At 34.3% G+C, this 14,354-nt stretch carries 12 protein-coding genes and 1 pseudogene; 9 read left to right on the top strand and 4 right to left on the bottom strand.

All coding sequences use genetic code 11. The annotated features are described in order from the left end of the window. The coding region (locus ACH2CJ_RS10890) for an FAD-dependent oxidoreductase (RefSeq protein WP_394992830.1) at nt 1-631 on the top strand (631 nt) is incomplete at its 5' end. 127 nt (nt 632-758) lie between these two features. Here the strand turns inward: ACH2CJ_RS10890 and ACH2CJ_RS10885 are convergent. Continuing rightward, nucleotides 759-1,487, bottom strand: a complete 729-nt coding sequence (locus ACH2CJ_RS10885; protein WP_394992829.1) for a hypothetical protein — start codon at nt 1,485-1,487, stop codon at nt 759-761. Between the two features lie 149 nt (nt 1,488-1,636). Here ACH2CJ_RS10885 and ACH2CJ_RS10880 point away from each other — a divergent pair, with 149 nt between their 5' ends. From ACH2CJ_RS10880 to ACH2CJ_RS10845, 8 genes are all read left to right on the top strand, one after another. After that, a complete protein-coding gene (locus ACH2CJ_RS10880; RefSeq protein ID WP_394992828.1) occupies nt 1,637-2,752 on the top strand; it encodes a YncE family protein in 1,116 nt (371 codons plus the stop codon). A 340-nt stretch (nt 2,753-3,092) separates the two neighbouring features. Further along, entirely contained in the window at nt 3,093-3,698 is a 606-nt protein-coding gene (locus tag ACH2CJ_RS10875) for an RNA polymerase sigma factor (protein ID WP_394992827.1), read from the top strand. Next, complete coding sequence (locus tag ACH2CJ_RS10870; protein WP_394992826.1) at nt 3,688-5,280, top strand: hypothetical protein; 1,593 nt, start codon at nt 3,688-3,690, stop codon at nt 5,278-5,280. The genes ACH2CJ_RS10875 and ACH2CJ_RS10870 overlap by 11 nt, the downstream gene beginning before the upstream one ends. Before the next feature lie 181 nt (nt 5,281-5,461). Continuing rightward, nucleotides 5,462-5,899 carry a Rieske 2Fe-2S domain-containing protein gene (locus ACH2CJ_RS10865; protein ID WP_394992825.1) on the top strand — a complete coding sequence of 146 codons (438 nt, stop codon included), beginning with the start codon at nt 5,462-5,464 and terminating at the stop codon, nt 5,897-5,899. 22 nt (nt 5,900-5,921) lie between these two features. Then, on the top strand, nt 5,922-6,827 hold the full coding sequence (locus tag ACH2CJ_RS10860) for a DUF5777 family beta-barrel protein (RefSeq protein WP_394992824.1): 906 nt from the start codon (nt 5,922-5,924) through the stop codon (nt 6,825-6,827). Nucleotides 6,828-6,964: 137 nt separating this feature from the next. Beyond that, on the top strand, nt 6,965-7,519 hold the full coding sequence (locus ACH2CJ_RS10855; protein WP_394992823.1) for a hypothetical protein: 555 nt from the start codon (nt 6,965-6,967) through the stop codon (nt 7,517-7,519). Nucleotides 7,520-7,541: 22 nt separating this feature from the next. Further along, on the top strand, nt 7,542-8,081 hold the full coding sequence (locus ACH2CJ_RS10850; protein WP_394992822.1) for a YceI family protein: 540 nt from the start codon (nt 7,542-7,544) through the stop codon (nt 8,079-8,081). A 355-nt stretch (nt 8,082-8,436) separates the two neighbouring features. Continuing rightward, nucleotides 8,437-9,156, top strand: coding sequence for a hypothetical protein (locus tag ACH2CJ_RS10845; protein ID WP_394992821.1), 720 nt, complete (start codon nt 8,437-8,439; stop codon nt 9,154-9,156). 601 nt (nt 9,157-9,757) lie between these two features. On the opposite strand, the gene ACH2CJ_RS10840 is transcribed toward ACH2CJ_RS10845, so the two are convergent. From ACH2CJ_RS10840 to ACH2CJ_RS10830, 3 genes and pseudogenes are all read right to left on the bottom strand, one after another. Further along, nucleotides 9,758-11,122 (bottom strand): FGGY-family carbohydrate kinase, encoded by a 1,365-nt coding sequence (locus tag ACH2CJ_RS10840; protein ID WP_394992820.1) that lies wholly within the window; start codon nt 11,120-11,122, stop codon nt 9,758-9,760. Nucleotides 11,123-11,187: 65 nt separating this feature from the next. Next, complete coding sequence (locus ACH2CJ_RS10835) at nt 11,188-14,025, bottom strand: outer membrane beta-barrel protein (RefSeq protein WP_394992819.1); 2,838 nt, start codon at nt 14,023-14,025, stop codon at nt 11,188-11,190. A 110-nt stretch (nt 14,026-14,135) separates the two neighbouring features. Then, a pseudogene (locus ACH2CJ_RS10830) lies at nt 14,136-14,354 on the bottom strand (serine hydrolase); the annotation flags it as partial.

The raw sequence follows: 14,354 nt of genomic DNA, 5'->3' as shown, positions 1-14,354 counted from the left end.
GATTCCTAAAAAAATGGCTGAAAAACTTACAATTTGCTTGAACGAAAAGGCAATTTTGATTTCAGAAAACGAAGTTAAAACCGAATCTGGAAATAGCTTTTCATTCGATAATCTGATAATTACGATTCCTATTCCACAGGTAATTGAGCTTTTTAGAAACTCTAAAATAGATTTTTCTAAAAAAGACAAAAGTGTTTTTGAAAACATCGAATACGACCCTTGCATAGCAGTAATGGCAGTTTTGAAGCAACCAACCCAGATTTCGACTGGCGGAATTATTTTAGAAAATCAACCTGTGACTTGGATTGCGGATAATTTTCAAAAAGGTATTTCCGCAATTCCTACTGTAACGCTTCATGCTTCGGCAGAATTTAGCAAAAAACACTTAGAAGACGATTTGCAGGAAGTTTCAAAAGAAATGTTATCGTCTGTCAGTCAATGGATTACACCCGAAAATATCGTTTCATCGCAAGTGCATCGTTGGCGATATAGCAATGCCATTAAGCGTTACAAAGAACCATTTTATCAACTCCAAAACCAAAATATTTATTTAGCTGGCGATGGCTTCGGTATAGGTAATGTTGAAGGGGCTTTTTTGTCAGGATATTTATGTTCACTCAGTATTTCATAAAATTCAAATCGACTTTTTTGATTAGAAAATGATAATCTTGGAAAAGATGCTAATTGATTTTTCACATAAAAAAACTTCCTGAGAATCACTCAGGAAGTTTAACCAAAGATACATATTTTACAAAAAACTACTCTTTTGAATGCTTCTGTTTTCTTGTTTTCTTAACAGTTTTCTTTCCTAAAGTGTAATCAAAGATGCCAATTTTCAAGCCTGCATTTGTCGAAAAACCTTGCAACTCACTACTATAACCATTCGAATTGAAAGCAAAACGGTAATTTGCTCCCGCAAAAACTTTAGCATATCGAAACACGTTTGCTTCTAAAGCAATGCCTGATTGAATAACCGCATAATCACTATGCTCGATACCATCGTTGTCAATTCTATCAAAATTATCTCGGTCGGATCCACCATGATTGCCCCCTTTTCTACTGCCCATACCTTCACCAAAACCTCTACCACCTGTTTGACCCATGCCAGCCATCAAAGGGAAACTCACGTGAATACGAGCATCGGGTTTAGGGGTATATTCCAACTTTAATCCACCAAAATGACCGCCATTTTTTGTAGTATCAGTTCTACTACCACTACCACCAAAACCAGTCATTCCAAAACCCCATTTTTTGTTTATTTGAAGCATAAACGAAGCTCCACTCATTGGTATAAAACTACTATTTAGTTGTCCATAGTGAAATTCAGGAGCAAAATAAATACCCAAATAATTAATTTTATACTTCGCACCTTTTCCACCAAAAACGGTTTTCATCGAAGATTTTGTCGAATCTTGCCCCATCACTCCAGCTGAAAAAAACAGCCCTACAATTGTCATTAAAATAATTAACCTGCTAATACGTCCCATGTTTTGTATATTTGTTTTATAAATTTGTTTTCATTGACCATTACGCTCTATTTTAAAAAAGGGTGGGGTGAAGTTTTTATTTCTGAAAAAAATAAAATCAGTTTTCAAGTAAGAGTCTAATTATTCAACCTAAAATATACAAAACCATTATGCTAAAAATTTCTATATTACTACTGAAAACCGTAGGATTGTCAATGATGGCTTTCCTATTATCGATTCTTCCAAATCCTTTAAAAATAGAAAAACATCGCTATCTCTACGTGGCTGTGCCAGGCATAAGAAATTATTTGGAATATGGCGGGCATGGCTTATTGATTTATGATATTGACAATAATTTTAGTTTGGTTAAAAGAATTTCAACAACAGGATTAGCTCCCGATGGAACGCCTTCAAATGTAAAGGGTATCTGTGTAAGCCTTGCCACGCAGTCGGTTTACATAAGCACTGTTCATACTTTACAATGTATTGACCTTCAAACCGAAAAATTGAAATGGGAGAAAACTTATGAAGGTGGCTGCGACAGAATGGCTATTTCGCCCGACGGACTAACTATTTATCAGCCTTCGTTTGAAAAAGATAATTGGAATATCATCAATGCTGCGAATGGTGAAGTTATCGACCAAGTAGTTCCTAAATCAGGAGCTCACAATACTATTTTTGGGCCCGATGGCAAAGAAGTTTACTTAGAAGGACTAAAATCTCCTTTTCTGACCGTGGTAAATGCTAAAAACCCTAAAGAAACACGCACTGTTGGTCCATTTTCGGCGAGCATCAGACCTTTTACCATTACACACAATCAAAAATTTTGCTTTGCTAATATCAATGATTTATTAGGTTTTGAGGTTGGAGATTTGAAAACTGGTAAAAAACTATATACTGTCAAAATAAATGGCTACGAAAAAGGGGTTGTCAAAAGACATGGTTGTCCAAGTCATGGAATTGGACTAACACCCAACGAGAAAGAACTTTGGGTAGCTGATGCTTTCAATCAACGTTTTCATTATTTTGATGCAACAAAAATGCCACCCCTACAAATGGGAAGCGTAGTTGTTAGAGACCAGCCAGGTTGGATAACATTTAGTTTGGATGGAAAATACGCTTTCCCGTCGACAGGAGAAATTATTGATTTGAAAACAAAGAAAATTTTTACCACTTTAAAAGACGAAAATGGTAATCCTGTACACAGCGAAAAAGTAGTTGAAATTCATTTTGAAGGAAGCAAAGCGGTTACAAAAGGCGACCAATTTGGCATCGGAAGAAAATGATTGCTTCTAATAAATAGTTTATAATCAGCAAATTAGCTGTTTGAAAATTATTTTTGGTTTAGTTAATAACTCTAATTATTCTTAATTATACATCCTTACCCCACCCTTTTCAAATACCTTCCGTAATTTACTAGACTTGTTGCAATGGGCGTTTCGATTTATAAAATCAAGTTGTTTTTTGCTTGATTGAGGCTTAAATTTGAGTTCGTAGTGAAGCTACGGACGAAAATTTAAACGAAGAGCAATTGGACAGATTTCTATGATTTAAACAAGTGAAAACGTATAATTTTCCATCGTAACAAGTCTATTATTAAATACCCAAAACCAAACATACAAAATCTTGTTTTTAAAGAAAAAAACATTTTCAGAAAATAACCTTGAAAGTGTAATAGCGGCTTGTATTGACCACAATAATCAAGCCCAACGAACGCTTATTAAGCTGTTTTTGAGTTATTCTAAAAGTATATGTTTACGCTATTCAAGCAATAAACAGGAGGTTGAAGAAATAATCAATGATGGTTTTTTGAAAGTTTTCACTAATCTGTCAAAATATGATACTTCACAGCCTTTTAAGGCGTGGTTGCGTACAATTATGGTCAATACTGCCATTGACTATTACAGAAGCAACAAAAAATATCACCTTCAGATTGCAGTAGATGACATAGAAGTTACTGATTTTGATGACGATATAATTAGCCGACTTTCGGTCGAAGAAATCATGGGGCTTGTTCAAAAACTTTCTCCTACTTACCGCATGGTTTTTATGCTTTATGTGGTAGAAGGCTATAAGCACCGAGAAATTGCCGAGCGATTGGGTATTCAAGAAGGTACATCTAAGTCTAATTTGCAAGATGCCCGAATAAAATTACAAGAAATGATACGCATACATTATCCCAATCTTTTTGATATTTACACAATTCGAAAAAATAAAATAAATGAAAACTGATAATTTTGATGAAGCATTCAGGCGTAAAGTCGAGGGCTTCAATCCACCGTTTAGAGATGATGAAATTGACCGAATTCAAGGGTTTGTCAATCGGCACATTCCGTTGAGTTTTTGGCAACGATTTGGTCATATTTTTGCCTATTCTATAGGTACAGTTATCATCGTGTCTTTATTAATAACCACTATTTATCAGGCGAATGAAAATAAAATTTTACTAAATAAAATATCAAATTTGAATACCAAATTGGAGCAGAAACAAGTAGCCGTAGCTGTTGATAATATTCCAAAGAGCATTTCTATCGAAAAAACTGACACAGTTTATGTTATTAAGCATATTGCGAAAGAAATTCCAGTTATTGAAGAAATTAACTCAGCTAATCATTCGATAACTCAACTTTCGGAAGTCGTAACCGCTCCTGTTGTATCAGCACCTTTCGTTGAGGGTAGTATTAGTTTAAACTCATTGAAAACAAAGAAAAAGAGTGTTCAAGAAGTTTCAAATCTAACTAATGCCGCAAAACCAAACGATGTAGCAACAGCTAACAAGCAACCTAAAGTCAGCCTACCAAATGCGATAAAAATAGTAGTATTGCCTACTGATGAGCAACAAGTTGGAAACTTGTCGAATAATGCAAAATCTATCGAAGATATAGCTAAAGAGTCAATAATTTCCAGTCAATTAAATACTTTGAAACTTTCAGGAACAAGCGATTTAAAAGAGATGTCGAACCTTTCGAATCTTATAAAATCCAATCCTTCGGTTGAAAGTAAATTTTCTGGTATTGTAGGACAAGTTGGCAATTTGTCGGATAAAAGTTTTCAAGAAAACAATAATAAAGCATTGACTATCAGTGATTTAAAAAGAAAAATATTCAATTTAGTCGATTCAAAATTCACTTTCGATTTATCAATCAGAAAATTACACTTGCCGAGTTATTTTGCAAAAACAAAAAAACACGACTTATTTAAGTTCTCAGGTATTGTAGCACCAAATCTGAAATATCGTATTGGTTTTGGTGCAAATGCCGATTTCGGACAAGTAGGTATAAGTGTACTAACTGATATACTTTTTGCCAAACATTGGAGTATAACTTCAGGTGTAAATATGGCATTTTTGGGCTACGAACGCTTTGGTGACGAAGATGATTTTAAACGAAAAACAGCTAAAGATTTTAGAAAAGAATATCCGCTAAATATTCCACTTACCAACCCAATCGAAAATATTGAAGCACATCAAGTTTTGTTTAGAGTGCCGATTTATCTCAATTATCGTCTATCACTCCGAAACAATTATACTATTTTGTTTTCGACAGGTACAGACTTAGATTTTCATCTGAAACAATTTACTTCCTACTCACACAACGATTTGATTAGGAATGACAAACTTGAAGGGCTTAAAGAAAAGGTTCCAGTTACGCCTTTCAACAATTGGATGATTTCGACAGGAATAGAAAAACGTTGGAAATATTTTTCAGTACAGTTCAGCCCTTATCTTAGCACTCAAATCACACGAGTATCTTATCGAAAAGAAGACTTTATTTTTGGTTTGAAAATAAATAGCTTTTATAGATTGAGTAAATAGCTAATCTGCTAATTATAAAGTTGTTATAAAATTTAAGTTGCTCTGATTTTTAAATATCAGGCAACTTTTTTTGGTTTCTAAAAACTTTATTTTATCGTTTCGCAACTTAATAACACAATTCTACGTAAGTTAATATTGAAACACAAAACAATTAAATTATCATTCATAATTTCTTTAAAAAATGCAGAACGAAAAAATATCTCGACATCAATTCCTCCGTAAAATGGGTTTAGGCGGTTCGGCTTTATTGGCTGTTTATTGTGGTGCAACGCTCTCTTCTTGCGAAAATGAAGTTGCCACACCTATTACAAGTAATACCAATACCCTAACTATTGATTTGAGTGCAGCAGCTAATGCGGCTTTAGCTAAAAATGGAGGCTATATTGTAAAAAACGATGTTGTTATTGCAAAAACTAATTTAGGCACATACGTAGCTGTAACCTTAATATGTAGCCACGAGGGCAATAAAGCGATAATCTACCAAACAAGCGAGTTTGTGTGTACGGTTCATGGAGCGAGATACGACAACACTGGTAAAGGTTTAAACGCCAATGGCATGTTTGGTATCAAAGCTTATCAAACGAGTGTGAGTGGTAATATTTTAACCGTAACTTTATAGTGAACAAAAATTAAGCAAAAACATGAAAAAACTCACCTTTATATTCCTTTTGACGCCATTTTTCATTTTCGCACAAGACGATGACCTACTTGGTGTGCTCGATAAAGCAGCTCCACCCAAACCACAAACCGTGCCGGCTACTTTCAAAGGTACTCGTATTATCAACGGTCATTCGGTTGAAACTGTGAAAAGAAAGCACATGGATTTTTTGATAATGCACCGATTTGGAACGCTAAATTCAGGTTATAAAAATGTTTTCGGTTTAGATGAATCTCGTGTCAGAATAAGTTTTGAATTTGGTATAACCGATAATCTAACAATTGGCGTAGGACGTAGTTCTTATCTAAAAGAGTATGATTATTATGCAAAATATAGACTATTAAGACAAAAAACAGGCAATTCGATGCCAGTTTCTGTTACAGTTTTTGGTACAGCTTCTTCTAATACTTCAGACACATCGCCTTCAATGCGATTTTTTAACAATACACAACGTCAAAGTTATGTAGGACAATTGCTTATTGCACGCAAATTTAGTGATAATCTTTCTTTGCAACTTATGCCAACAATTTTGCATAGAAACAAGGTAGAATCAAGCATTGACCCTAATACACTTTATGCACTTGGCATGGGTGGACGCATAAAGCTAAACAAGCGATTGTCGTTGAATGCAGAATATTTTTATGTACCAAAGAAAATAGCTGGCGTAAGTCGTGATTCACAATATACCAATAATCTTTCTATCGGGTTTGATATTGAAACAGGTGGACACGTTTTTCAGTTGCATCTAACTAATTCAAGAGGCATGATTGACAAACAATTTATTGGCGGTACGACTGGTCAGTGGCAAAAAGGCGATATTTTCTATGGTTTTAATATTTCAAGAATGTTTAATCTTGATAAGAAATCGAAGAGAATTCTTAAAAAATAGTCGTCAGTCTTTGGCTGACACATTAAATGGTTTTTTAATCAAATTTTCAAATATTTCAAGTAAAATCAATACAAAGTGTTAATTTTGAAACGTTTTATTAAGATTTATCTCACAAAACCTAATTCAAGATTAACACTATGAAACAGAATCAATATATACGGACGTCATTCTGCATCAGAATCTCATTTTTGTTTTTATGCTGTTTGGCATTAACAATTTCAGCATCATATGCTCAATATGGTGGCGGCTACGGCGGTGGATATGGAGGCGGTGGCTACGGAAGAGGTGGGTATGGTGGTGGCTATGGCAACCAATTTGGTGGGCAAGATATTGGAAATAATAAACCAAAACCACCACCCGACCCCGATGAAGTAGCCAAAGAAGAAACAAAAGTGATGGTAAAAAAACTAAAATTGACCGATGAGCAAGAAATTGTTATTTCATCGCTCAACGAAGACTACGCTTACCAACGCAAAGATTTGTTTGAATTGATTAAAAAAGATTTTGGTAATACTCGTCCCACGCCAGAACAAATCGATAATGCGAAAGCAAAAATGGCTGCTTTGGAAGCAAGAAAAGACAAAGAATTGGCTAAAATACTGAACGAAGCTCAATTGAAAATCTATGAAGATATGAAGGCTAAAATTCTAAAGCAAAACGGTGGCGGCAAAGAGGAAAAAAAGAAAACGTAACAAAACTAAACAAATATTATTCATGAAAAAATTATTGGGCATTTCACTTATTTTCATTTCATTTTCGAGTTTTTCGCAACTTTTTATAGCAAAAGCAGGTGAAACTGGTTTTTATTCTGAAGCTCCTCTTGAAAACATAGCCGCTTTAAATAAGCAAGTTACAGCAGCCATTAAGGTTGAAGCTGGTGATGTGGCAGTAAAAATGCAAATGAATCAATTTCAGTTTCCAAACAAATTGATGCAAGAACATTTCAACGAAAATTATATGGAGTCAAGTAAATATCCAATAGGTACTTTCACAGGTAAAATTCAAGAACAAATTGATTTTACAAAAAATGGAGTTTATAATATAACTGCTAAAGGAATTTTTACTATTCATGGCGTAAAACAAGACCGAACTATTTTGGGCAAACTCACCGTTAAAGGAACAAGTTTAACATTAGTATCAAATTTTGATGTAAAATTAGTTGATCATAAAATTGATATTCCAAAAATTGTTTTTGCAAAAATTGCCGAAGTGATTGCAGTTAAAAATACATTTGTATTTGAAATGCAAAAATAGTTTTTTGAGTCATTATTTCTAAAAAAGTAGTTTTTGTAACCTATATAAAAATCTTTATTACACTATTCTTTTTATCAAAAAACGCTTTTTAAGCAAAACTATCACCACAAAAAATATTTGTATTAGGAACTTTGAGCCTTTGTTTTTTACAAATACTCAACCCGAAAGTCTGAAATACTATTGGATTGACACTTTGAATTGCTTATTTGTTTTTGGATTTTTTTAATTAAAGTTACAGACTAACTACTGCTTTGTGAGGCAATTAAAGTAACAGTTAGAAGTAGCTTTTTTCGAGCAAAGATGTACTTATAAAATATATTTTATAATAAAACGTTTATTAATTTTATTAGATCCAGTGATAAAATTATATCTACCAACAATTTTTCAAAAACTAAAAATTGTTACTTTATGTCTATTTTTGATGCCTTTTTCTTCAAAAATAGCTGCACAAGTAGCTGATAGTGTTATAGTTAGGGATACTGATAGCCTACGAACAGGAGTAAGTTTGGTTATTAATTGGGATGCTCGAAACTCTTTTGTAGCACATAAGCGAGTAAATATTTGGGGAGTAAATACAGGTATCGCAGTAGGAAAAAAAAGACACCAAATTACTGTTGGATATTATTGGCTAAGTTTTAACTCATATTTACGTTTACTTGATTTAAGAAAAAACTCTGCCAAACGAGTCAACCTTGATTATTATACCAAAACCGACTTATATTTTTTTAGCTTTATGTTTTGGAAAAATTTTGTAAATACTAAACGTTGGCGTATAAGCATACCTATTGAGGTGGGTATTGGTGCTACAAAAAATCAAGGAGTAAGTTTGCTTGACGAAATACAAGTTTGGAAACGAGACGATTATTTTATACCGGTACAAGCAGGTTTATATGTTGGATGGAAAGCCACACGTTGGGTGGGTTTAGCAGTAAGTGGAGGATACCGATATGCGTTTGTGCAACAGCACGTTGACAAAAACTATGATGGTTTATATTTTAGTGTCGGAGCCGAGCTTCAGTCTGCTATATTTAAAGATACCTATCGTTGGATTTTCAATAAAAAAAAGAAATATTAACAAATTAGGTTATATAAAATTGTAAATTTTCTTGCTTTTTCCTCGAATTTTTTATATATTTGCTCTATTATTAAAAAAGTATTTTTATAAAATATTTGTAGCAACATATATTTTTTTTACATTTGAATCAAAAATGAATTATAAAAAAAATTGTGCAACCTTTTGTATAATTTTAACGTCATATATTATAGAAAAAAAGCATTAAAATAAAAGTTGTGTGGATTTAGTAGCGGGAAAGGCTGGAGTTATTTACTCCAGTCCTTTTTTTTGTATGTATAAGCCAGTCGTTTTAATTGCTTTTTAATTTAATCTTAATGTTTCATTTAAAGGATTGTTCTAAATTTGTAGCAGAGAACATAAGAATTAGTATAGATTTTCATAAAAGTTGTGTGGATTCAATAGGATTAAGGCTGGGCATATTGACCCAGTCTTTTTTGTTGTTTATGTGACTCCCTTAAATTGCGGCTAACAGTTTTGGTTTATATCTAAGCAACTATAAATATAAAAATTTAGAAATAAAATGTCATGTAAGGATTTGACAATAAGCTATTTGTAGAATAAGCATTGAAAATATTTGAATGAAATAACGAAAATTTGAAATTTAAAAATATCTCTTCAATTGTATCAATTGCTCAGGAATAGGATTGTTATTCCAATGCTCGTGAATCACCAAAGCTGCTCCTAATGCCGAGGCTTGGGCGATTTCGGAGGCAAAAACTTGCTTATTAAAATAGGTTTCGGCGAGCAAACTCATATAGATTTCGTTTTTAGAGAAACCACCATCCACAAAAATCTTTTTTGGGTTGGTGCGTCCCATTACCAAACTTAATGATGCTACTTGTTGAGCAACCAAATCGAGCATAAATTGGTGATATGCCTCTTCGTAGGTTTTAAACAAATTGATATTACGCTCTACAAATGGGCAATCTTTCAATAAACCCACATCGGCAGTATCGGGTGTGGCTTGTTTAAATTTAATGCGAAGCAACCGAACCAAATCGGGGTCGAATTTTACTTTTTTGTAATAATTAATCTCTTTTTCGTAATATTCTGCTAAGTGCTTGATTTGTCTTTCGTGTTCGTTTCCTGCAAAAAGGCGAGAGGCTTTTACTGGTTTTCCTTCATAATTAAGGAAACATAAGCAATCTTTTTGCAATTCGACTTGTGTCAATGGTTCATCATTGAATGGATTTATACTAATTGCCCAAGTACCAGTTGAAAGCAAAATAAATTTTTCGTCGAACGATTTTAGGTAAGGCACTAAGGCAGCCGAACTGTCGTGCATACCAATTCCCACGGCCATTAGCTTATTGGAAGAGTCAATAGTATTAGACGGGAGTGGTTTCTGTTGCACCGAATGCAAATGCTCGGCTTCGACCCATGCATGGTAATCGTTTTTCTGAAAATCCCACAGGGTAGTATGACAGCCTACGCTCGTTATCTCCGAAACAGGCTGGTGAGTAAACAGAAAACTACAATATTGAGGCAAATGCAGTGAATAACGTATCTGATGAAAGACTTCTGGCTTTTCGTTTTTTAACCAAAATATTTGCAGCCCTGAGTTCAACATCCCTAATTCGGGAGATGCCGTTGTCGTAAAAACATCGTTGCCATGACTTTCTATAAACTGCTTATATAGTTTTTTTGAAAAATCTTTTAGATAATTATAAAGCGGAGTTATTGGTTTTCGATCCGAATTGAGGTGAACAAAACTTGCCCCGTAAGCCGAAATATTTAGTCCAACTACTTCATACGAATCAGTATTTTGTAAAATGCTTTCAAAGCTGGTTTTCAACCAATTACTCAGTCGAATCAAATCATCGCACGGGAAACCATCATCGTCTAAGGTTTCTTCAAACTGTGTTTGTTCTTCCTTAATTATTCGATAATTTTGGTCAAAAATGAGTAATTTTTTGTTGGTTTTTCCAATATCGAAAACAGCACAAACACGTAGTTTTTCTTTCATTTTTCTAAATTGTAGCTAAGCTAATTTTTTTATATTATCGTAGCTCAAAGTTAAGACTAAAAGTTTTACAATCTAAAATTTCGTAAACTATAAGTAAAAGTAACCATATAATAACGCCCCAAAACTTGGTTGCGGGCATCTTCTATGTAGGCGGTATTGATGTTTCGGCTGATGCTATTGTTTTGATTCAATAAATCAAATACATTGAAACGTAATTCACCTGCTTGTTTTTTCAGGAATTTATAGCCAAAACCTGCATTCCAAAGTGTAAAATTTTGATTATAGCCGGTTCCCAAACCAGAATAAGCCTGATTGACTGCTTCCGATTGGAATAAAAATCCTTTGCCAAATAACCAATTGATTTTAATTGAGGTAGTTTGAAATATAAAGTTACTGTTTAATGTTGCTTGGGCGGTATTTCTTACAATGTTGTAAGTAGGAGAGTAGGATAGCGTAAAATCCAATTTTTCGCTCATATTACTACTCATAACCATGCCACCATTTATGCCATAATTATTCGTAAAACTACTGATATCGTTTATCAGATTAGGGTTTTTATTATAACTCACCCCAGCATTAAAATTAAGATTTGACTTTAATTTCGATACAGGAAGTCCATAACTAATGAAAGTACGAATATTCATCATGCCATTAAGATTGATAGGTTTTGTGAGTTGTGAGCCTTTAAAAAGTGTGATTCCGTCGGCTAATTTATAATCTTTGTCGGCAATAAAAGTAGATTGTACAATGGCATTGTTTGAATAAGCGAAATTGACAAAAAGGTTGATGTTTTGAGCGGTTTTTGCATTCGTAACACCATAACGCATTGAAAGTGAATGGCTGTAATCTTGTTTCAAATCAGGATTTCCAGTTGAAAGTTGCGTTGGATTACTATTATTGATAACGCCTTGCAATTGATTGACCGATGGAGCATTGGTATTGGTTCGGTAAAAAACTCGAAGATTTGCCTTGTTTTCAAAACGATAATTAAACATCGCATTTGGCAAAATGCTATTAAACGAATATTTGACATTTTGTGCAGTAGGGTAAGTTTGTTCGCTTGCCAATAGTGCATTTTGGTATGAAACCCCCAGAGTAAAAAATGACTGCTTATCACGAATTCGATAGCTTAGTCCTGTGCGATTGGTCAAATAATCATTATTAAAAACGCTACTAAGAGAAGGTTTAAGAATCGAATAGGTCTGTATTTTTTCGTCAAAAGCATTCACTTTTTTATCCGAACTGCTCATATTATACGAAATATTGTGTTCCAGCTGCACCTGTCCTGTTTTGCCAACTGGTTCGGTATAAGTGATACCTGCCGAAACCCTATTACTATTGGTAATTGAATTAGTTTGTTGATTAACAATTTGTACCGTATCTCGTGGAGAAAAATAATGACTTTTCGAATATTGTGAATTAATACCTGTGCGGTCGTTAATGTTTTCGCCTAAATTGATTGAAAGCGTACGACCATTTTTTGTAAATCGGTGCCTAAAAAGTAATTCTCCAGAGAAATTAAAACCATTGTTTTCGGAATTATTATTGGAGCGATTGGTATTCAATATTTGGCCTCTCAAATTGGTTTGACTTGAAAGCGAAGATATAGCGTTATTGCCTTGCCAACTGATGCGGGGAGTAAAAATTAGGGAGTTATTTTTATCAATTGTGTATTCGAGTCTAATATTAGCACGGTGATTAAGGTTTTTGTTTCTGGTAGCACTCGTGTCATTATAGGTCTGTGGCTGAGTGCCAAGATATTCACGTTGTGTAATTCCAGAATTGCCATTATTTGCCCCATTGAAAAAATAACTACTATTCAATTTTACTTTTTTGCCTAAATTATCGCTATAATTCAGACCAATAGATGTAGTTTTGGCAATTCCAGGTTGTTGCCCAACCATAAAACTACTGGCATCGCCACCGCCACCTTGTCCACCGCCACCACCTCTCGGGCCACCACCGCCACCACCTTGAGGAGCCCCACCGCCTCGATTGCCTCCTGCTTGTCCACCGCCGCCACCACCACCTGAAGAGCCCAGTACACCTAAAATATCTTGATTTGAGAAATTCTGTTGGTTGATATTATTCGACAAACCAATAAGGGTTAGTCGTTGGTCTTTCTTAAAAAAATTGACGCTTACCCCAGACTGATAACGTTCATTTTCGCCATAGCCTGCGTACAATTTACCAAATTGACCATTGTTTTTGTTTTGACGAGTAGTAATATTGATGGTTTTGACTGCGTTTCCATCATCAAAACCTGTAAACTGTGATTGCTCGCTCAAGCGGTCGAAAACTTGTACTTTATCAATCACTTCGGCAGGTAGGTTTTTGAGTGCCAAGGCGGCATCATCACCAAAGAATTCTTGTCCATCAACCGTTACTTTTTTTACTTCTTCGCCTTGTGCTTTCACTACTCCATTTTCGATGGTTACACCAGGCAATTTCTTGACTAAATCTTCGGCAGTAGCATCGGGATTAGTTTTAAATGCATCGGCATTATATTGAATCGTATCGCCTTTTTGCTCAACTCTTATTTGTTTTTCACGAACAATTACTTCACCTAATTGACTGGTATTTTCAGAAAGTTTCAAAATGCCTAAGTTTTTGGCTGTGTTGCCCACAGAAACTCTAGTTTCAAGATTTGCATAACCAATTGAGGTAATACGCAAACGATAAGAGCCCGCTTGCACATTCTGTAATATAAAAAGCCCTTCGGCATTTGCCAACCCCCCCTTACCTTGGGTACTATCTCTGGTATTAATCAATAATATACTGGCACCCGATACAGGAGCATTGCTTTTTGAATCGTAAATGCTTCCCGAAATTTCAACCGTTTGAGCAAAAATATTGATTGATACAGCAAAAAATATGGTTATTTGAAGGAATAGTTTTTTCATAAAAAGTAAATTTTAGAAGTACTATCCTTAGATATATAAATTTATAGATAGTTTAGTCGTATAAATATATTAACGACCAATTGGGTACTTGTGTAGATGAATGTAAATTCTTAATCATCAATTGATTGATAAATGAGTCTTGTGAATATTCCTTCTGAGCCACCATCTGGTGCAGCTTGGGTTTGTTTCATCAAAATCATAATAATTTTTTCTTTTGGGTCTGCCCAATAATTGGTGTTGAAATAACCACCCCAACTAAATCTTCCGATGCTGCCAATACCTTTTGCATTACCATTTTGATTGACAACGCTAAAACCTAAACTAAAGAA

This window comes from Emticicia sp., assembly GCF_043780375.1.
In the GTDB taxonomy this organism is placed as follows: domain Bacteria; phylum Bacteroidota; class Bacteroidia; order Cytophagales; family Spirosomataceae; genus Emticicia.
The sequence above is the reverse complement of the archived record's forward strand: the minus strand, read 5'-3'. Positions and strand labels throughout refer to the sequence as shown.

Bases quoted from the DNA above. Each gene is read 5' to 3' on its own strand.
- ACH2CJ_RS10885 (WP_394992829.1), bottom strand. From the start codon at position 1,487: ATGGGACGTATTAGCAGGTTAATTATTTTAATGACAATTGTAGGGCTG.
- ACH2CJ_RS10880 (WP_394992828.1), top strand. From the start codon at position 1,637: ATGCTAAAAATTTCTATATTACTACTGAAAACCGTAGGATTGTCAATG.
- ACH2CJ_RS10870 (WP_394992826.1), top strand. From the start codon at position 3,688: ATGAAAACTGATAATTTTGATGAAGCATTCAGGCGTAAAGTCGAGGGC.
- ACH2CJ_RS10865 (WP_394992825.1), top strand. From the start codon at position 5,462: ATGCAGAACGAAAAAATATCTCGACATCAATTCCTCCGTAAAATGGGT.
- ACH2CJ_RS10860 (WP_394992824.1), top strand. From the start codon at position 5,922: ATGAAAAAACTCACCTTTATATTCCTTTTGACGCCATTTTTCATTTTC.
- ACH2CJ_RS10855 (WP_394992823.1), top strand. From the start codon at position 6,965: ATGAAACAGAATCAATATATACGGACGTCATTCTGCATCAGAATCTCA.
- ACH2CJ_RS10850 (WP_394992822.1), top strand. From the start codon at position 7,542: ATGAAAAAATTATTGGGCATTTCACTTATTTTCATTTCATTTTCGAGT.
- ACH2CJ_RS10840 (WP_394992820.1), bottom strand. From the start codon at position 11,122: ATGAAAGAAAAACTACGTGTTTGTGCTGTTTTCGATATTGGAAAAACC.
- ACH2CJ_RS10835 (WP_394992819.1), bottom strand. From the start codon at position 14,025: ATGAAAAAACTATTCCTTCAAATAACCATATTTTTTGCTGTATCAATC.